The following is an 18466-nucleotide window of genomic DNA, read 5'->3' on the forward strand; positions in this document are numbered from 1 at the left end:
GTATGACACGCAGGACGAGCAAATTGCAGACACAAAAAAAGCAGCCGAAGCTGCTTTTTTCTACCAGCCAGAAACTTAGGCCAGTTTTTCCTTGATGCGGGCAGCCTTGCCGGACAGCGCGCGCAGGTAGTACAGCTTGGCCTGACGTACATCGCCGCGACGCTTAACAGCAATGCTGTCAACCAGCGGGCTGTAGGTCTGGAAGGTACGCTCAACGCCTACACCGCTAGAAATTTTACGTACGGTGAACGCGCTGTTCAGGCCGCGGTTACGCTTGGCGATAACAACGCCTTCGTAAGCCTGCAGACGCTCGCGGTCGCCTTCCTTCACTTTTACCTGCACGACAATGGTGTCGCCCGGGGCAAAAGCAGGGATTTCTTTGGTCATCTGTTCAGCTTCGATCTGCTGAATGATTTTGTTCGTCATGTTGTGCTCCTAAGGCTGGCGTTCGTTGTGCCGGCCATCGATACGTTAACTATCGTTCTGCTGGCGAAAGTATTCATCCAACAGCTTTTGCTCTTCTCCAGAAAGCGAGCGGCAATCCAGAAGATCAGCGCGGCGTTCGGCTGTGCGGCCCAAGGACTGCATCAGGCGCCAGCGCCGGATATGTTCATGATTGCCGCTAAGCAGCACCTCAGGAACACGTTTGCCGTTGTACACCTCGGGACGGGTGTAGTGCGGGCAGTCGAGCAGACCGTCGGTAAACGAGTCCTCCTCGGCGGAGTCAACATGCCCCAGTGCACCCGGGAGCAAGCGAGTTACCGCGTCGATCAGCACCATGGCTGGCAGCTCGCCGCCAGACAGGACGTAATCGCCAATCGACCATTCCTCATCGACATGCGCTTCAATGAAACGCTCATCAATCCCTTCATAGCGACCAGCAATCAGAATCAACGATTCTGCATTAGCCATCTCGCGTACCGCCGCCTGCTGTAAGGGTTGCCCCTGCGGCGACAGATAAATCACCTTAGCCTGCTCACCGGCCACCTGCTTGGCGCTAGCCAAGGCATGCTCCAGCGGCTGCATTTTCATCACCATGCCGGGGCCGCCGCCGAAGGGGCGATCGTCCACGGTTTGATGGCGATCTTCAGTGAACTGTCGCGGGTTAACGCAGTTGAGGCTTAACAAGCCCTGCTTAACCGCTCGGCTGGTAATGCCGTATTCACTGATTGCAGCGAACATCTCAGGAAATAGCGTGATAACCGAAACGTGCATGCCGTTTAGAAATCCGCATCCCAGTCGACCAGCATTTCGCCGGCCGCCAAGTCGATGTTCAGCACAAACTGTTCTGGCAGATAGGGCAGCATGCGCTCGCGACCATCCAAGCTCCCAGCACAGGGCTTGACCAGCATGACATCATTGGCGCCGGTTTCTTGCAGGCTATGCACCTGCCCGAGCAACTGGCCTTCTTGATTGGTCACTTTCAGACCAATCAGCTGATGCCAGTAATACTCATCGACGGCCAACTTTGGCAGCTGATCTGCAGGCAAGAGAATCTCAAAGCCTGCAAATTCGCGCGCCACTTCACGATCATCGACGCCCTTAATTTGGGCCACGATGCTGTTGCTGTGCACGCGTATTTTGACTATCTCGACCTGCCTAGTTTCGCCATCGCGACGCAAGCGCCACTGACGATACTGCAACAGGTTGTCCATCGGCTCGGTAAAGGAGTGAACTTTTACCCAACCTTGGACGCCGTACACCGTGGTGATCTTGCCGAGAACAACCAGCTTCTCGGCCAGTTCAGGTGTAGCGGCCATACAGCTTAAGCAGCAGCTTTCGCAGCGTCTTTCAGCAGTTGAGCAACACGCTCAGACGGCTGCGCGCCCTGGCTCAGCCAGTAGCTAACGCGCTCCTGGTTGACCGACAGACGCTCTTCAGCGCCAGAGGCAACAGGATTGAAGAAACCTACACGCTCAACGAAACGACCATCACGGGCGTTACGGCTGTCGGTTACGGTCAGGTGGTAGAAGGGACGCTTCTTTGAGCCACCACGAGCAAGACGAATGGTTACCATGTGAACTTGGTCCTATAGTCGGCGCTTCACGAAAATACGAATACGCTGGGCCCCAGGCCCGAAAGGCCGCACATTCTAAGGAATCTGCGACAGTTTGCAAACAGCTTTTTTATGCCCGACGGATAACCGGTCATAAGGCTGTTTTTACAGCTTCGGCATGCCGCCGGGAAACATCCCGCCCATGCCGCGCATCAGTTTGGCCATGCCGCCTTTGGCGGTGACCTTCTTCATCATTTTCTGCATTTGCTTGTGCTGCTTGATCAGACGACCAATGTCTTGCACTTGCGTGCCCGAGCCCAGCGCAATCCGGCGCTTACGCGAGCCACTGATAATGTCGGGGTTACGGCGCTCTGCCGGGGTCATGGAGTTAATAATCGCCTCCATCTGCTTGAACTGTTTAGACGCGGTGTCTTCCACCCCTTCCATCTTCGACAGATTTACACCGCCGAGCATCGGCAGTTTTTCCATCAGCGAGCCGAGGCCGCCCATGTTTTTCATTTGTTGCAGCTGATCGCGGAAGTCTTCCAAGTCGAAGCCTTTGCCTTTCTTCAGCTTTTTGGTGAGCTTTTCGGCTTTTTCGCGATCCAGCGTTTGTTCGGCTTGCTCGATCAGGCTGAGCACATCACCCATACCCAAGATGCGCGAGGCAACGCGATCGGGATGGAACGGCTCAAGGGCTTCAGTTTTCTCGCCCATACCGAGGAATTTGATCGGCTTGCCGGTGATTTGCCGTACCGACAGCGCCGCACCACCGCGCGCATCGCCATCAACCTTAGTCAACACCACACCGGTCAGCGGCAGCGCTTCATTAAAGGCACGCGCAGTATTGGCGGCGTCCTGACCGGTCATGGCATCGACCACGAACAGGGTTTCGATAGGCTTAATGGCCGCATGCAGGGCTTTGATCTCGCCCATCATGTCGTCATCGACATGCAGACGACCGGCGGTATCGAGAATCAAGACATCGGCAAATTTGAGTTTGGCTTCTTTAATCGCCGCTTCGGCGATGGCGATCGGCTTTTGCTCCGCTGTCGAGGGGAAGAAGCTCACGCCCACTTCGCCCGCCAAGGTTTCCAACTGCTTGATCGCCGCCGGGCGATACACGTCCGCACTGGCGACCATCACCGACTTTTTCTTCCGCTCTTTTAAGAAGCGCGCCAGCTTGGCCACCGTGGTGGTTTTACCGGCACCTTGCAGGCCGGCCATCAAGATCACCGCCGGCGGCTGGGCATTGAGCGCCAAGTCTTCATTGGCCGCGCCCATCAGCGCTTCTAGCTCGCCACGCACGATTTTGACGAAAGCCTGACCGGGCGTGAGACTCTTAGACACCTCAGTACCGACCGCACGCTCTTTGATTCGCGCGACGAAGTCTTTCACCACCGGCAAAGCCACGTCGGCTTCCAGCAAGGCCATGCGCACTTCGCGCAGGGTGTCCTTGATGTTGTCTTCCGTCAGCTTGGCCTGCCCCGTGACATGGCGTAGCGTGTGGGAAAGGCGGTCGGTCAAATTCTCGAACATGGCGGGTTCCTGGCCAATCACAGCAAATACTTAAGCCGCGCATTATACCCACGCCACCGGCAAGGCGTCAGGCCCAGACGGCACAAGTCTTTCACCACAACCCCGGCTATGCGAAAATCGCCGCTCTTGCATGCCGCAGACAAGGACCCATGCAACCACTCTTACCCAGTTTGTCCGCCGCCGCGCTGTACGCGCTGGCTGGCCTCTATCAAGCGCAGCGCCTGCACACGCGTCAGGCGCCTAACAAACGCCTGCTACTTGGCTTAGGCATGCTGGCGCTGTTTGCCCACCTATTGAGCCTGCCGGGCCACTTGCTTAGCCAAGACGGCTTGGCACTGGACTTTTTTAACGCCGCCTCATTGATCGCCGCCTGCATCATTCTGATGGGCGTGGTGACCTGCGTCACTCAACCGCTGGAAAACCTACTGGTACTGCTCTACCCCATCGGTTTGCTGGCGGTACTGAGCGCGCAGTTTATTCCCGGCGGCAAGTTGGTAGTGGTACAGGAAGACGCCGGTTTACTGCTGCATATTTTGCTGTCGATCATGGCCTACGGCCTGTTATCGATCGCCATGCTGCAGTCATTACTGCTACTCGTGCAGGACCGCCAGCTGAAGAACAAGCACCCCTCGGGCCTGATCCGTAACTTCCCACCGCTGCAGACCATGGAAAAACTGCTGTTCGCCATGCTCTGGTGCGGCTGGCTATTACTCAGCGCCGCACTGGCCTCTGGCTGGGTGTTCGTTGATGACTTACTCGCCCAGCACTTAGCCCACAAAACGGTGTTCTCACTGCTGGCTTGGCTGGTGTTTGCCGTGCTGCTGTGGGGCCGCCATCAACTGGGCTGGCGCGGCAGCAAAGCCATCCGCCTGACGCTCGCGGGCTTCACCTTGCTGATGCTGGCCTATTTTGGCAGCAAGCTGGTGCGCGAATTTATTCTCCCCCTCTGAGGACATACCCACGGTGAACGAACTTCACCCCGCCATGCAGATCGGCTTGCTGGTTCTGCTGCTGTTACTGTCTGCCTTCTTCTCAAGCTCTGAGACCGGCATGCTCAGCCTAAACCGCTATCGCTTAAAGCACATGGCCAACGAAGGCCACGCCGGCGCCAAACGCGCCCATGCTTTACTGCAACGCCCCGACCGCATGCTCGGCACCATTTTGGTGGGCAATAACATCGTTAACATTCTCGCGGCGTCGATCTCTACGGTGATTGCCGTGCAGTTGTGGGGCGAAGCCGGCATTGCCATTGCCACCGCCATGCTCACAGTGGCTGTACTGATTTTTGGTGAAATCACCCCCAAGACACTTGCCGCACTGCGCCCTGAAGCGGTGGCCTTTCCGGCCTCGATTGTGCTGACCATCTTGCAGAAAGTGCTCTACCCGGTGGTGTGGCTGGCTAACTTTATGAGCAACGGCCTGCTGCGCTTGTTTGGCGTCGACACTAAGGCCAAAGCCAAAGACAGCCTGTCCGCCGAAGAGCTGCGCACAGTGGTGGATGAGTCCGGCCACGAGCTGCCGGCCAACCGGCAAAGCATGCTGCTGGGCATTCTTGACCTGGAAAAGGTGTCGGTGAACGACATCATGATCCCGCGCAATGAAGTATTCGGCATCGACCTCAACGACGACCTCGACCGCATCATCACTCAGCTGCGCACCACCACGCACACGCGCCTGCCGGTGTTTCGCGGCGACATCAACCAAGTCGAAGGCATCATCCACATGCGCCAGATTGCGCGCCTGTTAACGCGCAATCAGCTAGATAAAGAGTCGCTGCTGGCGGCCTGTCACGAGCCGTACTTCGTGCCGGAAAGCACGCCGCTGTCGACGCAGCTGTTTAACTTCCAAAAGCAAAAACGCCGCATCGGCATTGTGGTGGACGAGTACGGCGACGTGATCGGCATTGTCACCCTGGAAGATTTGCTGGAAGAAATTGTCGGCGAGTTCAGCAACCAAGACGCGCTGCGCAACCCCGACATTCACCCGCAGGAAGACGGCACCCAAGTGATCGATGGCGCCGCCAATATCCGCGATGTGAACAAGAGCCTTGGCTGGCACCTGCCCAGTGACGGACCCAAGACCCTCAACGGTCTGATTACCGAAGCGCTGGAGCAAATCCCCGACAATAACGTGTGCCTGCGCATTGGCCCGTATTGCATGGAAATTCTGCAAGTGGCCGACAACCGCGTACGTAATGTGCGCGTGTGGGAGCTGCGCAACACGCCCGCCAAGCAAGCCGCTACGGAATAAGCTGGCGCACCAACGCCTGGGCCCACACCTGTGCGCCCAGCGCCGAGGGGTGGTAGCCATCACGGGCTAAATACTCGCCGACAAACGCCACTTGCACCTTGGCATAGCGCGCATCACGACGCGCCGCCAAGCGTTTGAGCGCCTGATCCAACAAGCGCGCCCGCCAGCCCAACAACTCGCGTAATAACCACGGCAGCGCCGAGAAATGCTGCAGCGGCGGCACGGCCGTCACCCACAGCGGCTGATGACTGCGCACCTGCAAGGTACTGATCAGCACGTCCATACCTTGCTGCCACTGTTTGAGCGAGCTGAAGTGGGTGGTGTCGTTCACCCCAAACACCAAGCAAATCTGTTCGAATTCACCCTGCACCTGCGGCAAGAGCCGCTCAGCAGCTTCGCGAGCGGTAATGCCGTTTTCACCGATGGCTTGCCACGCCACCGGGCGCTGCATGCGGGCACTGAGCGCCAGCGCCAGCTGGCCGGTGATGGCCTCTTGCTGCGAGCTAACGCCGACACCCGCGACGGGCGATTCACCGAGCACCAGCAGGCGCAGCGGCTCGCCAGACAACTCCGAGCCAGCCACGCCACTTTGCGGGCCAGCGGCCTCGGGCAGACGCAGCGCGGTTTTCTTCGTCCACAGCGCTTGCGGCAAGGCGATGGGTAAACTGGCCAGCAGCGCCGACCACCACAGCCACGTCACAGCGTGACCTTAACCGCCGCGGCGGCTGCGCGGGCTTTGCTGCGTGCCTCATCCTGAGTGTCACCCAGCGCCAGCGCCACGCCCATGCGGCGCTGGCCGGCCACCTCGGGCTTACCAAACAAGCGCAGCGCGGTATCCGGCACACTGAGCGCGGCGGCTAGGTTGCCAAAGCTGACCTGCTGCGAGTGGCCATCGACCAAAATCACCGCCGAGGCCGCCGGGCCAAACTGGCGAATCGCCGGAATCGGCAAGCCCAGAATCGCCCGCGCATGCAGGGCGAACTCGGATAAGTCCTGCGAGATCAGCGTGACCATGCCGGTATCGTGCGGGCGCGGCGACACTTCGCTGAACCACACCTGATCGCCCTTGACGAACAGCTCCACACCAAACAGACCACGCCCGCCGAGGGCTTCGGTCACCTGTTCAGCAATGCGCTGCGCTTCGGCCAGTGCTTGCGGCGACATCACCTGCGGCTGCCACGACTCGTGGTAGTCGCCGCCCACCTGACGATGACCGACCGGCGCACAGAAGCTGGTGCCATTAATGTGGCGCACAGTGAGTAAGGTGATTTCGTACTCGAAATCGACAAAGCCTTCGACAATCACCCGCCCCTGCCCAGCACGACCGCCCGCTTGGGCGTACTCCCACGCGGCTTGCACATCGTCCGCACCTTTCAGCACGCTCTGGCCTTTGCCCGAGGAGCTCATCACCGGTTTGACCACGCACGGAAAGCCAATCGCCTCGACCGCTGCCTGATACTCCGCTTGCGTATCGGCAAAGCGGTACGGCGAGGTCGGCAGGCCTAGCTCTTCGGCGGAGAGGCGGCGAATGCCTTCGCGGTCCATGGTTAAACGCGCAGCGCGCGCCGTCGGCACCACGGTAAAGCCTTCGGTTTCTAGCTCTTGCAGGGTCGAGGTGGCGATGGCCTCGATCTCCGGCACTATGTAATGCGGGCGCTCTTGCTCAATCACCCGACGCAGCTCGGCGCCATCAAGCATGTTGACCACATGGGCGCGATGCGCCACCTGCATGGCCGGGGCATTGGCGTAGCGATCGACCGCAACCACCTCGACACCCAAACGCTGTAGCTCAATCACCACTTCTTTACCCAGCTCACCAGAGCCAAGCAGCAAAACACGGGTCGCCGTGGGCGACAGCGGAGTTCCCAGAGTGGGCATGTGATGTCCTTGTTAACTTATGAAGCGGAGGGGTTTGCCAGGTATTGGCCGCGCGCCTGCGTACGCTCATGACAGCGCTTGAGCACGGCACGTTTTTCATCGGCGCTCATGCGCCCCCAGCGGGAAATTTCTTCGCCGCTGCGCTGGCAGCCGATGCAGATGTTGTCATCATCCAACGCACACACCGACACGCAGGGCGACTTGGGCGCCGACAGGGCGGACAACACACTCATTCATCCACCGCCAGCTCTTTGGCGTAACGCTTGGCGTTATGCACGTAATGTGCGGCGCTGGCTTCGAGCATTTTCTTTTGTGGCTCGCTAAGCTCACGCACCACGCGGCCGGGCGAGCCAACCACTAACGAGCCATCGGGAATTTCTTTACCCTCAGGAATCAAGGTATTGGCGCCGATGATGCAGTACTTGCCAATGCGCGCACCGTTCAAAATCACCGCATTGATGCCCACCAAGCTGAAGTCACCCACAGTGCAGCCGTGCAGCATGGCTTTATGGCCGACGGTGACGCCCTGCCCCAAGGTCAGCGGATAACCCATATCGGTATGCATCACGCTGCCGTCTTGCACGTTGCTATGTTTGCCGATGTGGATCAACTCGTTATCGCCACGCAGGGTGACGTTGAACCACACGCTAGCGCCTTCCTCGAGCTTGACCTTGCCGATCACATCGGCGCTGGGCGCAATCCAGCTCTCGGGATGGCATTCCACAGCCGATTGGCCTAGGCGGTATTTCATAGCGGTCACCTTAAATGAATGATGTCGTGCGCCGGCGGCGGTTGGGTTAAGTCAATCCGCCCGCCGTACAGCAGGTTAGTCAGTTCAGCGATCATGATCGCGGTCAGCCCCCAGATGCGGAAGCCGTCAAAGGTATAACTGGGCACGTACCAGCTTTGCCCTAAGTAATCGATACGATGGGTGAGTTCGCGCGGGTCGTCTTTAAAAAAGTGCAGCGGCACTTCAAAGACATGGGCAATCTCAGCTTCGCTGGGGCGCAACTCAAGATTGGCTGGAACTAGGCCGACAATCGGCGTGACGCGCAAACCGAAGCGCGATACCAGCGCGCCCATTGGCCCGAGCACATCGACATGCTCGAACTCCAAGCCGATTTCTTCATGGCTTTCGCGCAGCGCGGTGGCGATTAAACTGTCGTCTTCGGGGTCGCGGCGACCACCAGGAAAAGCCACTTCGCCGCTGTGCGTGGTTAAGGTGCTGGCCCGTTGGGTAAGAATCAGCGTGGGCTCTGGCGCGCGGGTAATCGGCACCAGCACGGCGGCCTCCGGCAGATGCGGCAGGTCGATACGCCGGGGTTCAAGCGTCTGTAAGGTTTGGCGCAGATGCTCAAGCATGCAAGGGTCCTTAAGTGTGGCAACCATGATGGCATGGTTGCCGAGCAAGCCCAAGCCAACCGCAAGGCTTGCAGACGGGCGATTTCTACGGCAAACATGCCAATAACCATCACAAGCTCAGGAAACCCCATGAAGTTCTGCAGCCATTGCGGCGCCAGCGTGAACCAGCGCATACCGTCGGGGGATAATCGACCGCGCTTTGTGTGCGACCAATGTCAGGCCATTCACTATCAAAATCCGCGGATTATTGCTGGCTGCCTGCCGGTGCATGGCGAGCAGGTTTTACTCTGCAAACGCGCCATTGAGCCGCGCCGCGGCTACTGGACGCTACCCGCAGGCTTTATGGAAAACGGTGAAACCCTCGCCGAGGCCGCTGCCCGCGAAACCTGGGAAGAAGCCTGCGCACAAGTGCGCGCACTGGAGCTGTACACCCTGTTTGACCTGCCGCATATCCATCAGGTGTACATGTTCTTCCGCGCCGAGCTGCATGAGGGCGCGTTTGGCATTGGCGAAGAGAGCCTCGAAGTGCGCTTATTTCACGAACATGAAATTCCCTGGTCGGAACTGGCTTTCCCGACCATTGGCCGCACTTTAGAATGCTTCTTCGCCGACCGTAAGCACCGGGTGTTTCCGGTGCGTAATGAAGCCATCACCCGCTGGCAAAAACCTTCTCCCACTGCTTAACACGAGTCTTTCTATGCGTCGCTGGTTGTCTTTGCTGTGTGCTGTTGTCGCTGTACTGTTTTGCACGCCCTTCGCCGCACAGGCCAGCAGCGAGCCAATCATCGATAAAGTACTGGTAGAAAAAAGTGAACGTCGCTTGCACTTAATGCATCGCGGCAAGGTGATCAAAAGCTACCGCGTATCGCTGGGCAAGCAGCCCAAAGGCGCCAAAGTGCGCGAAGGCGACATGCGCACCCCGGAAGGCTTTTATTGGATCGATTGGCGCAAGACCAGCGACAAGTTCAACCTGTCGATGCATATCTCCTACCCCAACAGCCGCGACCGCGCGCGCGCGCAGAAGCTCGGCGTACCGGCCGGCGGCATGATCATGCTGCACGGCACGCCGCTGGATGATGAATACCCGGAGTGGTACTTCCACACGCTCGACTGGACCGAAGGCTGCATCGCGCTGAAAAACGACGACATGCGCGATATTTGGTCACGGGTAAAAGACGGCACGCTGATCGAAATCCGCCCTTAAAACAAAAGGCCTCCAACCAGACTGTGTGAAAACTACTGCACTTGGCTATGCGGCGTTAAAAACAGGCTCAAAATGCTCACAAACCCGCAGGAGCGGGATTGAACAGCTTTAGCTGGCCCGCAGGGCGGAGCACAGGATGTGCGGAGTATTTACCACTCGTAAACTGCGCTTTTTCGCCTGTTTTTGCCTTGCCTAGCCTGCGCTCGCGACGTTTTCACACAGCCTGCAACGAGGCCTTTTTTTTCTGCAACGCAGCACTTAAAACGCTACAGCGCGACCAAAAGCCTTCTCATAAGCTGGCAGGAAGATCGCCCAATCGGCATCATTCCACTGCGCAATGCGCCGCTTGAGCTGACGCAAATCATGTCGGGCGGCTTGGCTTGCCGTTAAACGATGACGCGCGCGCTCTAAATCCAAGGTTGCGGCATCCACCTGAGGACTGGTCGCATCGCCGCTGATACGCACAAACAAATGCTTGTCGTACAGCCCGGCATGCTGCCAACGAGCCTGGTGCATACGGGCGAGCATTTTCGCCAATGCACCAAGCACTGCCACCCGCACTGGCTCGGCGAGCGGTTCTGTTTGTTGGTAGAGATCTTCAAGACTGATGAAACCTTCCGGCAGGGCTTCGGTAGCCATCACCGCCTGCCAATGCCCCTCATGCTGCATGCCGAAGTAACGCACATGCGGCACATGCACCCCGGCGGTTTCCAACGCCTGCAAGGCGTGGCACTCACGCAGCGTGGTGGGCCGACCTAACGGGTAGCGCAGACTACGGAAGGTGTGCCCGTCTTGGCGCTTGATATACAGCAGCACGCCGTCGCGGGCGCGGTGGCGAATCACCCCACTTAAGCCATCGCGACGCTGATTGGGCTCTTCAACCCATTCGCCATCTTTACGCCACCAAGCAGCGAACTCGTCGCCTTGGCGTCTTTGCAACAATGCAATCCCCATAAGCACTTCTTCTATTTAGCTTTTTTCTTGTCACAGGACCTTAACCCCGCTGCGCCAGAATTGCACGCCCTCTACGACCATTAGCAGCTCAGACAGCGCTCGCACTACCGCTGGTCGGAAACCCCGCCAGGCTCGACAACAAGGACTAGAGTGAGAATGCATTCACCAACACTTTCAAGGAGTTGGAGCATGAAGCGAGAAACAACTCTAGGTTTAGGCACCCTATGCAGCGGCATGTTGCTGTCCGCCGTGTTGTGGGCATGGCCACAGCCCATAGACCCACAAGCCAAACTCGGTTACTGCCTATTGCCGCCCAGCGCACGCCTTAGCCAACACAGCGCACTGCCCAACGACCAAGGCCTGCTGCTGTTATTCGCCTTAAGCCAAGGCCCGGGCGTACAGAACCGCTAAGCGCTGGTGACAAGCCTTCACGCTGGTATGATCAGAGCCAGCAAAGGAGTCTTGTTATGTTGATGGTTTTATCCCCCGCGAAAAATCTGGATTACACCAGCGCGCCACACACCGAGCGCTTTACCCAGCCCGAACATTTAGAGCACGCGCAAAACCTGATCAACCTGCTGCGCGACTTAGCCCCGCAAGACATCGCCGAGCTGATGAAGCTCTCAGACAAACTCGCCAGCCTGAACGCCGTGCGTTATGCCGAGTGGTCGCAGCCCTTCACTCCCGCCAATGCCAAGCAAGCCGTCTTGGCGTTTAACGGCGATGTGTACACCGGTCTCGATGCGGCGAGCCTCAGCGAGGATGACCTCGACTTCGCCCAACAACACCTGCGCATTCTGTCCGGCCTATATGGCGTGCTGCGCCCGCTGGATTTAATGCAGGCCTACCGTTTGGAAATGGGCACTAAGCTGGCCAACCCCAAAGGCAAAGACTTGTACGCCTTTTGGGGCAAGCAAATCAGCCAATGGCTAAATCAAGCCCTCGCGGCGCAGGGCGATGACATCCTGCTTAATCTCGCCTCTAACGAATACTTCAGCGCGGTGAAAAAAAACGCCCTGAACGCACGCATCATCGATGTGGAGTTCCGCGATCTGAAAAACGGCCAGTACAAGATCATCAGTTTCTACGCGAAAAAAGCCCGCGGTCTGATGGCCCGTTTTGTGATCGAACAACGCATCACCCAGCCCGAACAACTCAAAGCCTTTAATACCCAGGGCTACGCCTACAGCGACGAACACTCCAGCACCGACAAGCTGGTGTTTCTGCGCGACACAGCGGAGAGCTGAGATGTGGTTCGGTGCGCTGCTGGCGCTGACATGGCTGATCTTGCTGTTGCGCTACCCGGCCAAAGCGCTGCCGGTATCGCTGGTTGCCCTGACCGGCCTGCTACTGGTCGGCGCCCTAGTGCTCTGGCAAGACCACCGCGACCAGCAGCGTGTTGCACAGCTCGCGCTAACTTTGCAGTGGGATGCCAACTGCCCACATGAAACCCCGCTGCGCGCCAACCTGCACAACCGCAGCGAGCACACCCTGCTGGCACTCACCTGGCAGATCAGCGCCGAACTTCCCGGCCAAGGCATTGAGCTGGTCAGCGAACGCTTGGCACGGGGCAATTTCCGTGTCGATCAGGGGCTCGCCCCGAATGAGCATTGGCAGCACTGCCTACCGCTGCCGCGCCTGCGCGATGGAGTTAATCCGGCGGCCTTGAGCTATACCGGTATCCGCTTACAAGCGCACTTCGCACCGTAAAGCACACATCGACAAGCGCTATTCAACGTACTGATCAAACCGCCCACAACTTGACAGCCAGCAAGGCTAGCCGCACGGTTGGGCGTCTTTTCACCCGCCAAGGATGCTCTATGCGAACCCCTGTTGCCCTGATCACCGGCTGCTCCAGCGGCATTGGCCTAGCGCTGAGCCAGGCTTTTCTTAAAGCCGGTTACAGAGTCTGGGCAGGGGTTCGCAAAGAAGCCGATCAGGCGCCGCTGCAAGCACTCGGCGCCCGGCCTTTTTTGCTCGACATGCAAAAGCCAGAGGACTTCCCCGCTCTAGCCGAGCGCGTTGCCACCTTCGAGGGGCGCTTAGACGTGCTGATCAACAACGCTGGTATCGGCGTGATGGGACCGCTGCTGGACTTGCCCCACGAGCGCCTCCAGCAACAATTCTTGGTCAACTGCGTGGCACCGGTGCAGCTGGCCCGCGCCTGCCTGCCGCTACTGCGGCAAAGCCAAGGCTTAGTGATCAACATCGGCAGCGTGTCGGGCTATCTCACCACGCCGTTTGCCGGCGCCTACTGTGCATCTAAGGCCGCCGTGCATGCACTTTCGGATGCGCTGCGCCTGGAGCTGGCACCGCTCGGCGTACGGGTGCTGGAAGTGCAGCCCGGGGCAATCGCCTCCGACTTCGGCGCCAGCAGCTCGCAAGGTGCTGAGCAATTGATCAGCGAGCAGTCGCCGTGGTGGCCGTTTCGCGACGGCATTCGCGCCCGCGCCAATGCCTCGCAAGACAAGCCCACGCCGGCCGCAGTGCTGGCGCAACGAGTGCTACGCGCCAGCCAGCGCAGTGACACGCCGGCAATTGTCCGTGCTGGCTACGGTAGCCGCAGCCTGCCGCTGCTCGCGCAGTGGCTGCCGCGGCGCGTGTTGGATGCACTGCTACGCCGGCGCTTTGGTTTGTAAGCGCAACGCGGCTGGCCAGCGGGCAAACATACACAAGTTGCCCGCCAGCACTAAGAGCAAGCCTAAGCCGCCCCACAGCGTCCAACTGTAGCCCTCTAGCCACGCCGATATATTCAACGCCACTACCGGGAAGAGCACCGTGCAATAAGCCGCGCGCTCCGGCCCCAAACGCCCCACCAAGGTTAAGTAGGCGGTAAAACCAATCACCGAACCGGGAATCGCCAAGTAGAAGAGTGCACCTAGGTAACGCGGCGTCCACTCCAGCGTAAACGGCACCTGCGCCAGCAGACCGATCAGCACCAGCAGCACCGCGCCATACAGCATTCCCCAGGCATTACTGGTCAGTGGTCGAATGCCATTGGCTTGCTGGTGCGCCGAGACCAAATTCCCCACCGAAAAACACAGCGTGCCCAAACACGCCAACAGTACGCCTAAGGCACTCTGCGCAGTAAAGCTGCTGGCCTGCCACTGCGGCGCGAGCAAGAGCGCCAAGCCAGCCACGCCCAAGGCGCCGGCCAAGAGCACGCGGCTGGATAACGGCCGACCGTGCACCACCTTAGCCGCCAAGGCATTCCACACACTGGCGGTGGAAAAGATCACCGCGACCAGCCCACTGGCAATCCACTGCGTAGCGGTATAAAAGCAGAGAAAATTCAGACAGAACAAACACAAGCCCTGCACCATGCACCAGCGCTGGTCGCTCCAACGCAGCCGCTGTAACTTACCGCTCAGCCACAGCCCGACAAACAACACCAGCGCCGCCAAGGCAAAGCGATAGGCAATCGACGCCAACGGCGCCACTTCGCCCAGCTGCCACTTCAAGGCGATCCACGTGGTGCCCCAGATGGCGACGGTCAACAAATAAAGCCCGGCAGTCATAGCTCCCTCCTCAACGAGCCTTCAGCGTGGCACGCTTTGCTCTAACCTTGAGGGGCTGAAATTGCGCTTTTCATCGCTGCCGCCTGCACAACACAGCGTGGCTGTGTCAGGCTTGGGTTTCTGACGAGATGAGCCGACATGCCGCCAAACACCCCGCCCACAGCCAGCAGCGTCTTTAGCAGCCTAAGCCAATCGCGCGCGCAGCTCCTGCACCGCCGCCCTTTAGGCAGCGGACTGGAGCTAGCGCTGTGGCGCAACCAACATGACAGCACGCAGTATGAGCGCCCCGAGCACCACACCTTGTCGTGCTATTTGGCCGGTGGCTGGCAAACCTATCGCCGCGACCAACCCAGTCTGCGTGGCGCGCCGGGCAAGCTGTGCCTGCTGCCCGCCGAGCATCACTCTGCCTGGGTGGTGAATGGGCCGCTGGAGTTCGCCCACCTGTATATCAGCCCCAAACGCCTGACCCGTGACAGCCTATGGCTGCTCGATCGCGAGCCACGCGAAATACAGCTCAGCGCCGCCACTTTTTATGAAGACCAACAGCTCAGCCACGACTGCCGATTACTCGCGTTAGCCAGTCCAAACAACGCCGATAGCCTGCTATGCACCAGCGTTAGCCAACGCATTGTTGACCGCCTACTGACCCACCACAGCCAACGCTCTGTGCGCGAATACCGTGGCGGCCTGAGCCCGCATGTGCGCAATCGCCTGCGCGAGTTCATCGAGGCACATCTAGAGCAAAGCCTAACCCTCGACGATTTAGCCCGCGTGGCTAACCTCTCGCCCTATCACTTCAATCGCATGTTCCGTCACAGCTTTGGCCAAACACCCCATGCGTGGGTGATGCAGCGCCGCACCCAGCGCGCCTTTAGCCTGTTGCAACGCAGCACGCAGGATATCGAGCTGATCGCCAGTCAATGCGGCTTCGCCGATGCCCGCCACCTGCGCCGTCATCTTCGTCAGCACTACCAACTGACGGCGCAGCAAATTCGCGGCGGCTTATAGAGCCTGCAAGCGCAAGGCTGGATCGTAGGGCGCGGGGTCGATAATCGGCTCGCGGCCGAGCATCAAATCGGCCAACAACTGACAGCTAGCCGGCGCCATCACCAAGCCATTGCGGAAATGCCCGCAGTTAAGCCACAACCCCTCAACACCCGGCACCTTACCGATAAATGGAATACCGTCCGGCGAGCCGGGCCGCAGGCCCGCCCAATGCCCAACCGGGGCTTGTTCGGCTAACGCTGGCAACAACGACGCCACACTGGCTTTTAAGTCATCCTGCGCTAACTGCGTCGGGGTTTTGTCGAAGCCTTCATATTCCAGCGTGCTGCCAAACAGAATGTGGCCGTCGCGACGTGGAATGGCATAACGCCCCTCGGCCAGCACCATGCTCTTTAGCCAACCGGGCTCTTTCTTATAAAGCAGCATCTGCCCCTTAACCGGCTCTACTGGCAAAGCCAAGCCCAGCGGCTTGAGTAGCTCCGCCGTCCAAGCTCCCGCGCACAACACCACTTGCTCGGCAGGCAGAAAACCTTCGTGCGTATGCACGCCCTGCACACGCCCATCGCGCACCTCTAAGCGCTGCACCGCACAATGTTCGCGAAGCTCCACCTGCGGATTAGCCCTAAGCGTCGCCTCCAGCGCCTGCCCCAAGCGGGGGTTACGCACATTCGCCACCGATGGCATCCACAGCGCACGCTGAAACTGCTGACCCAGCGCTGGCACCTGAGCCCGCACATCGGTAGCGCTGACTTGCAACATCTCCCGCCCGTGCGCCTTAGCCCACGCCAAGGCACGCTCTTCGTTGGGCAAATCCAGCCAATACAAACCGGTGCGGGTCACTTCGGGATCAATACCGGTCTGCCCGTGCAGGCTGTCGGCCAACTGCGGATAAAAATCCTGTGACCACAGCGCCAAGGCCGTCACCGCTGGCGAATACCGCCACGGATACAACGGCGAAACAATCCCACCACCAGCCCACGAGGCCTCACGACAGAACGCTCCACGCTCCAGAAGAGTGCCCTGCCCTAAGGCACGCAAAGAAAGGGCCCCGATGACCCCGCCGCCAACACAAAGAAAATCCGGCATAGAAAAACTCGACTACCTTCTTATGACCAAACAGCAAGGAAGCTGAACAATGCGACAAGAGCAAGGCTACACCTTATTAGATACTGCTCTAACGGCAACACTGTTATGCATGCTTTTACCACCCGCCCTCAATGGCATCACAACCTTCTATCGCAACAATCAACTCGCCACCGCTAGCAATGCCATGCTGGGCATCCTGAATACCGCCCGCTTCGAAGCTGTCAGCCAAAAAAAGCCAGTGTCAATTTGCTCTGGCACAACCCAGTGCCTGACAACACGCGACTGGAAAAACCAAATCATCATATTCACAGACAGCAACCAAAATGGTTTGGTTGATGGTGATGACAAAATCTTACTTGCCAAGAACATCGGCAACGGCAACAGCTGGACCTGGAAGAGCTTTCGCAAGCGTCACCACCTCACCTACAAGGCGGACGGCATGACTGCCGCCTTAAACGGCACGCTCACCGACTGCCATGAAAAAAGCTCTCAGCGCGCGATTATTGTGAACCTAGCCGGCAGGCCTCGACTCGAAAAACGTAGCCCTAACAAGTGCTGACAACCCTTCATCGGCCTTGTTGCTCGCCTGTCGACAGGTGCTCAGTACTTCTCCTGAAGCTTTCGTATGCTACATCCATGCGCAATGGATGAGTTCCACCATGAACAAAACAGCAGGATTTACACTAATCGAACTAATGGTCGTGATCGCCATTATCGGCTTCTTAGCGGCTTGGGGTCTGCCCGCCCTAACACAGATGACTCAGCGGTCTGACGTAGCTACAGACACGAATCGGCTTTTAGCGCTTATGCAATATGCGCGCAGTGAGGCTGTAACCAACAAACAAACTGTGACCGTATGCTCCTCTACCAACGGCGCAACATGCGCTGGCGATACAAACTGGAATCAAGCCATCATCGTGCTGCAAAACGCGAATGTACTGAGAAGCACCTCAATCATCACGTCAGAAAACACCATCACACTTGATGCAGGCGGAGCCACAGAGCTGACATTTAACGCTGACGGCACCGCAAGCGCAGCTAGCGTGACTGTCTGCGCATTGCCCGGCATTGGCGACCGGCAAATTAATGTCAATGGTTCAGGCCAAGCCCGTAGTGGAGTAATCGTATGCCCCTAAAAAACACTCGAGGCTTTACGTTAATCGAGGTACTGGTTGCCCTGTTAATTCTTGCTGTTGGCTTACTAGGTACCGCCTCATTAATGCTGCTCAGCATGAAGTCCAACCAAAATGCCTCTCAGCGTACTCAAGCCAGCTTATTGGCCTACGACTTAGCTGAAAGAATGCGCATGAATAGAACGGTAGCCGTAGAGAACGCCGCAGGTAGCGACTACACCATGAGCCTAAAAGCTAATGACTCGCCTCCCAGTTCGCCTAACTGCTTTGGTAGCTCTACCTGCAGCAACGCCGCCCAGCGTGCCCAAGACCTACGCGAGTGGACGGAAAACTTCATCGACATTAACGGCGTCGGCGTTGACGGCGATGATTACCGCCCCGCAATTGCAGGCAGCACCTTTGTCATTACTAAAGCCAACACCAACCAATACACCATAACCATTGAGTGGCAAGAGTCTATTAACGGCGCCAGAGCCGCTAACGATCTAGATAACGATCGAGACGTTACTAAAAGCTTCAGCCTGAACGTAGAGTTATAAAC

The 18466-nt window shown here is 58.4% G+C and carries 25 protein-coding genes; 12 read left to right on the top strand and 13 right to left on the bottom strand.

Going from position 1 to position 18466, the window contains the following annotated elements; translation table 11 throughout:
• Positions 1 to 75: 75 nt before the first annotated feature.
• The 5 genes from rplS to ffh form a co-directional block, all read right to left on the bottom strand.
• Entirely contained in the window at positions 76 to 426 is a 351-nt protein-coding gene (gene rplS, locus BMX80_RS04915; RefSeq protein ID WP_071871921.1) for a 50S ribosomal protein L19, read from the bottom strand.
• Between the two features lie 45 nt (positions 427 to 471).
• Positions 472 to 1215: a tRNA (guanosine(37)-N1)-methyltransferase TrmD gene (gene trmD / locus BMX80_RS04920; protein ID WP_074865824.1), complete on the bottom strand. Its 744-nt coding sequence runs from the start codon at positions 1213 to 1215 to the stop codon at positions 472 to 474.
• Between the two features lie 5 nt (positions 1216 to 1220).
• Entirely contained in the window at positions 1221 to 1760 is a 540-nt protein-coding gene (gene rimM / locus BMX80_RS04925) for a ribosome maturation factor RimM (RefSeq protein ID WP_074865827.1), read from the bottom strand.
• A gap of 5 nt (positions 1761 to 1765) precedes the next feature.
• Complete coding sequence (rpsP, locus tag BMX80_RS04930; protein ID WP_071871924.1) at positions 1766 to 2017, bottom strand: 30S ribosomal protein S16; 252 nt, start codon at positions 2015 to 2017, stop codon at positions 1766 to 1768.
• 144 nt (positions 2018 to 2161) lie between these two features.
• On the bottom strand, positions 2162 to 3535 hold the full coding sequence (ffh, locus tag BMX80_RS04935; RefSeq protein ID WP_074865829.1) for a signal recognition particle protein: 1374 nt from the start codon (positions 3533 to 3535) through the stop codon (positions 2162 to 2164).
• Between the two features lie 149 nt (positions 3536 to 3684).
• Between ffh and BMX80_RS04940 the strand changes: the two genes are divergently transcribed.
• Both BMX80_RS04940 and BMX80_RS04945 read left to right on the top strand, forming a co-directional pair.
• The gene (locus BMX80_RS04940; protein ID WP_071871926.1) at positions 3685 to 4485 is read left to right on the top strand and encodes a cytochrome C assembly family protein; all 801 of its coding nucleotides are present in this window, start codon (positions 3685 to 3687) and stop codon (positions 4483 to 4485) included.
• 13 nt (positions 4486 to 4498) lie between these two features.
• The gene (locus BMX80_RS04945; protein ID WP_139214023.1) at positions 4499 to 5785 is read left to right on the top strand and encodes an HlyC/CorC family transporter; all 1287 of its coding nucleotides are present in this window, start codon (positions 4499 to 4501) and stop codon (positions 5783 to 5785) included.
• Here BMX80_RS04945 and BMX80_RS04950 read toward each other — a convergent pair.
• The 5 genes from BMX80_RS04950 to BMX80_RS04970 are packed head-to-tail and all read right to left on the bottom strand — an operon-like array spanning position 5775 to position 9025.
• Complete coding sequence (locus BMX80_RS04950; protein ID WP_074866125.1) at positions 5775 to 6476, bottom strand: SGNH/GDSL hydrolase family protein; 702 nt, start codon at positions 6474 to 6476, stop codon at positions 5775 to 5777. The genes BMX80_RS04945 and BMX80_RS04950 overlap by 11 nt on opposite strands.
• 5 nt (positions 6477 to 6481) lie before the next feature.
• A complete protein-coding gene (purT, locus tag BMX80_RS04955; protein WP_074865835.1) occupies positions 6482 to 7663 on the bottom strand; it encodes a formate-dependent phosphoribosylglycinamide formyltransferase in 1182 nt (393 codons plus the stop codon).
• 17 nt (positions 7664 to 7680) lie between these two features.
• Positions 7681 to 7896, bottom strand: coding sequence for a DUF1289 domain-containing protein (locus tag BMX80_RS04960; protein ID WP_071871929.1), 216 nt, complete (start codon positions 7894 to 7896; stop codon positions 7681 to 7683).
• Entirely contained in the window at positions 7893 to 8414 is a 522-nt protein-coding gene (locus BMX80_RS04965; RefSeq protein ID WP_071871930.1) for a gamma carbonic anhydrase family protein, read from the bottom strand. The genes BMX80_RS04960 and BMX80_RS04965 overlap by 4 nt, the downstream gene beginning before the upstream one ends.
• Before the next feature lie 5 nt (positions 8415 to 8419).
• Positions 8420 to 9025, bottom strand: a complete 606-nt coding sequence (locus tag BMX80_RS04970) for a CoA pyrophosphatase (protein ID WP_071871931.1) — start codon at positions 9023 to 9025, stop codon at positions 8420 to 8422.
• Between the two features lie 129 nt (positions 9026 to 9154).
• On the opposite strand from BMX80_RS04970, the gene BMX80_RS04975 reads away from it, so the two are divergent.
• Positions 9155 to 9709 carry an NUDIX hydrolase gene (locus BMX80_RS04975; protein WP_074865837.1) on the top strand — a complete coding sequence of 185 codons (555 nt, stop codon included), beginning with the start codon at positions 9155 to 9157 and terminating at the stop codon, positions 9707 to 9709.
• Between the two features lie 13 nt (positions 9710 to 9722).
• Entirely contained in the window at positions 9723 to 10229 is a 507-nt protein-coding gene (locus BMX80_RS04980) for a L,D-transpeptidase family protein (RefSeq protein WP_074865840.1), read from the top strand.
• A 258-nt stretch (positions 10230 to 10487) separates the two neighbouring features.
• Here BMX80_RS04980 and BMX80_RS04985 read toward each other — a convergent pair whose 3' ends face one another.
• Positions 10488 to 11183, bottom strand: a complete 696-nt coding sequence (locus tag BMX80_RS04985; RefSeq protein ID WP_074865842.1) for a lipopolysaccharide kinase InaA family protein — start codon at positions 11181 to 11183, stop codon at positions 10488 to 10490.
• Between the two features lie 189 nt (positions 11184 to 11372).
• On the opposite strand from BMX80_RS04985, the gene BMX80_RS04990 reads away from it, so the two are divergent.
• The 4 genes from BMX80_RS04990 to BMX80_RS05005 all read left to right on the top strand — a co-directional run bounded on the left by BMX80_RS04990 (position 11373) and on the right by BMX80_RS05005 (position 13822).
• On the top strand, positions 11373 to 11594 hold the full coding sequence (locus tag BMX80_RS04990; protein ID WP_071871935.1) for a hypothetical protein: 222 nt from the start codon (positions 11373 to 11375) through the stop codon (positions 11592 to 11594).
• 56 nt (positions 11595 to 11650) lie between these two features.
• Positions 11651 to 12430 (top strand): peroxide stress protein YaaA, encoded by a 780-nt coding sequence (gene yaaA, locus BMX80_RS04995; protein ID WP_074865845.1) that lies wholly within the window; start codon positions 11651 to 11653, stop codon positions 12428 to 12430.
• A 1-nt stretch (position 12431) separates the two neighbouring features.
• Positions 12432 to 12893: a hypothetical protein gene (locus tag BMX80_RS05000; protein ID WP_074865847.1), complete on the top strand. Its 462-nt coding sequence runs from the start codon at positions 12432 to 12434 to the stop codon at positions 12891 to 12893.
• A gap of 110 nt (positions 12894 to 13003) precedes the next feature.
• Positions 13004 to 13822 (top strand): SDR family oxidoreductase, encoded by an 819-nt coding sequence (locus tag BMX80_RS05005; protein ID WP_074865850.1) that lies wholly within the window; start codon positions 13004 to 13006, stop codon positions 13820 to 13822.
• On the opposite strand, the gene BMX80_RS05010 is transcribed toward BMX80_RS05005, so the two are convergent.
• A complete protein-coding gene (locus BMX80_RS05010) occupies positions 13799 to 14701 on the bottom strand; it encodes a DMT family transporter (protein WP_074865852.1) in 903 nt (300 codons plus the stop codon). The genes BMX80_RS05005 and BMX80_RS05010 overlap by 24 nt on opposite strands.
• Before the next feature lie 138 nt (positions 14702 to 14839).
• On the opposite strand from BMX80_RS05010, the gene BMX80_RS05015 reads away from it, so the two are divergent.
• Positions 14840 to 15709 carry a helix-turn-helix domain-containing protein gene (locus BMX80_RS05015; protein WP_074865854.1) on the top strand — a complete coding sequence of 290 codons (870 nt, stop codon included), beginning with the start codon at positions 14840 to 14842 and terminating at the stop codon, positions 15707 to 15709.
• Here BMX80_RS05015 and BMX80_RS05020 read toward each other — a convergent pair.
• A complete protein-coding gene (locus BMX80_RS05020) occupies positions 15704 to 16792 on the bottom strand; it encodes an NAD(P)/FAD-dependent oxidoreductase (protein WP_074865857.1) in 1089 nt (362 codons plus the stop codon). The two genes, BMX80_RS05015 and BMX80_RS05020, sit on opposite strands and share 6 nt — an antisense overlap.
• Positions 16793 to 16841: 49 nt before the next feature.
• Between BMX80_RS05020 and BMX80_RS05025 the strand changes: the two genes are divergently transcribed.
• The 3 genes from BMX80_RS05025 to pilV all read left to right on the top strand — a co-directional run bounded on the left by BMX80_RS05025 (position 16842) and on the right by pilV (position 18464).
• Positions 16842 to 17351, top strand: a complete 510-nt coding sequence (locus BMX80_RS05025; protein ID WP_074865860.1) for a GspH/FimT family pseudopilin — start codon at positions 16842 to 16844, stop codon at positions 17349 to 17351.
• Between the two features lie 100 nt (positions 17352 to 17451).
• Positions 17452 to 17928 (top strand): GspH/FimT family pseudopilin, encoded by a 477-nt coding sequence (locus BMX80_RS17920; RefSeq protein ID WP_074865863.1) that lies wholly within the window; start codon positions 17452 to 17454, stop codon positions 17926 to 17928.
• Positions 17919 to 18464: a type IV pilus modification protein PilV gene (pilV, locus tag BMX80_RS05035; RefSeq protein WP_074865866.1), complete on the top strand. Its 546-nt coding sequence runs from the start codon at positions 17919 to 17921 to the stop codon at positions 18462 to 18464. Before BMX80_RS17920 ends, pilV begins: the two co-directional genes overlap by 10 nt.
• The last annotated feature ends 2 nt before the right edge of the window (positions 18465 to 18466 follow it).

Source organism: Atopomonas hussainii (genome assembly GCF_900109735.1).
In the GTDB taxonomy this organism is placed as follows: Bacteria; Pseudomonadota; Gammaproteobacteria; order Pseudomonadales; family Pseudomonadaceae; genus Atopomonas; species Atopomonas hussainii.

Excerpts from the sequence above, each read along its gene's own strand:
- rplS (WP_071871921.1), bottom strand. The coding sequence starts at position 426 with ATGACGAACAAAATCATTCAGCAGATCGAAGCTGAACAGATGACCAAA.
- trmD (WP_074865824.1), bottom strand. The coding sequence starts at position 1,215 with ATGCACGTTTCGGTTATCACGCTATTTCCTGAGATGTTCGCTGCAATC.
- rimM (WP_074865827.1), bottom strand. The coding sequence starts at position 1,760 with ATGGCCGCTACACCTGAACTGGCCGAGAAGCTGGTTGTTCTCGGCAAG.
- rpsP (WP_071871924.1), bottom strand. The coding sequence starts at position 2,017 with ATGGTAACCATTCGTCTTGCTCGTGGTGGCTCAAAGAAGCGTCCCTTC.
- ffh (WP_074865829.1), bottom strand. The coding sequence starts at position 3,535 with ATGTTCGAGAATTTGACCGACCGCCTTTCCCACACGCTACGCCATGTC.
- BMX80_RS04940 (WP_071871926.1), top strand. The coding sequence starts at position 3,685 with ATGCAACCACTCTTACCCAGTTTGTCCGCCGCCGCGCTGTACGCGCTG.
- purT (WP_074865835.1), bottom strand. The coding sequence starts at position 7,663 with ATGCCCACTCTGGGAACTCCGCTGTCGCCCACGGCGACCCGTGTTTTG.
- BMX80_RS04960 (WP_071871929.1), bottom strand. The coding sequence starts at position 7,896 with ATGAGTGTGTTGTCCGCCCTGTCGGCGCCCAAGTCGCCCTGCGTGTCG.
- BMX80_RS04965 (WP_071871930.1), bottom strand. The coding sequence starts at position 8,414 with ATGAAATACCGCCTAGGCCAATCGGCTGTGGAATGCCATCCCGAGAGC.
- BMX80_RS04970 (WP_071871931.1), bottom strand. The coding sequence starts at position 9,025 with ATGCTTGAGCATCTGCGCCAAACCTTACAGACGCTTGAACCCCGGCGT.
- BMX80_RS04975 (WP_074865837.1), top strand. The coding sequence starts at position 9,155 with ATGAAGTTCTGCAGCCATTGCGGCGCCAGCGTGAACCAGCGCATACCG.
- BMX80_RS04980 (WP_074865840.1), top strand. The coding sequence starts at position 9,723 with ATGCGTCGCTGGTTGTCTTTGCTGTGTGCTGTTGTCGCTGTACTGTTT.
- BMX80_RS04985 (WP_074865842.1), bottom strand. The coding sequence starts at position 11,183 with ATGGGGATTGCATTGTTGCAAAGACGCCAAGGCGACGAGTTCGCTGCT.
- BMX80_RS04990 (WP_071871935.1), top strand. The coding sequence starts at position 11,373 with ATGAAGCGAGAAACAACTCTAGGTTTAGGCACCCTATGCAGCGGCATG.
- yaaA (WP_074865845.1), top strand. The coding sequence starts at position 11,651 with ATGTTGATGGTTTTATCCCCCGCGAAAAATCTGGATTACACCAGCGCG.
- BMX80_RS05000 (WP_074865847.1), top strand. The coding sequence starts at position 12,432 with ATGTGGTTCGGTGCGCTGCTGGCGCTGACATGGCTGATCTTGCTGTTG.
- BMX80_RS05005 (WP_074865850.1), top strand. The coding sequence starts at position 13,004 with ATGCGAACCCCTGTTGCCCTGATCACCGGCTGCTCCAGCGGCATTGGC.
- BMX80_RS05010 (WP_074865852.1), bottom strand. The coding sequence starts at position 14,701 with ATGACTGCCGGGCTTTATTTGTTGACCGTCGCCATCTGGGGCACCACG.
- BMX80_RS05015 (WP_074865854.1), top strand. The coding sequence starts at position 14,840 with ATGCCGCCAAACACCCCGCCCACAGCCAGCAGCGTCTTTAGCAGCCTA.
- BMX80_RS05020 (WP_074865857.1), bottom strand. The coding sequence starts at position 16,792 with ATGCCGGATTTTCTTTGTGTTGGCGGCGGGGTCATCGGGGCCCTTTCT.
- BMX80_RS05025 (WP_074865860.1), top strand. The coding sequence starts at position 16,842 with ATGCGACAAGAGCAAGGCTACACCTTATTAGATACTGCTCTAACGGCA.
- BMX80_RS17920 (WP_074865863.1), top strand. The coding sequence starts at position 17,452 with ATGAACAAAACAGCAGGATTTACACTAATCGAACTAATGGTCGTGATC.
- pilV (WP_074865866.1), top strand. The coding sequence starts at position 17,919 with ATGCCCCTAAAAAACACTCGAGGCTTTACGTTAATCGAGGTACTGGTT.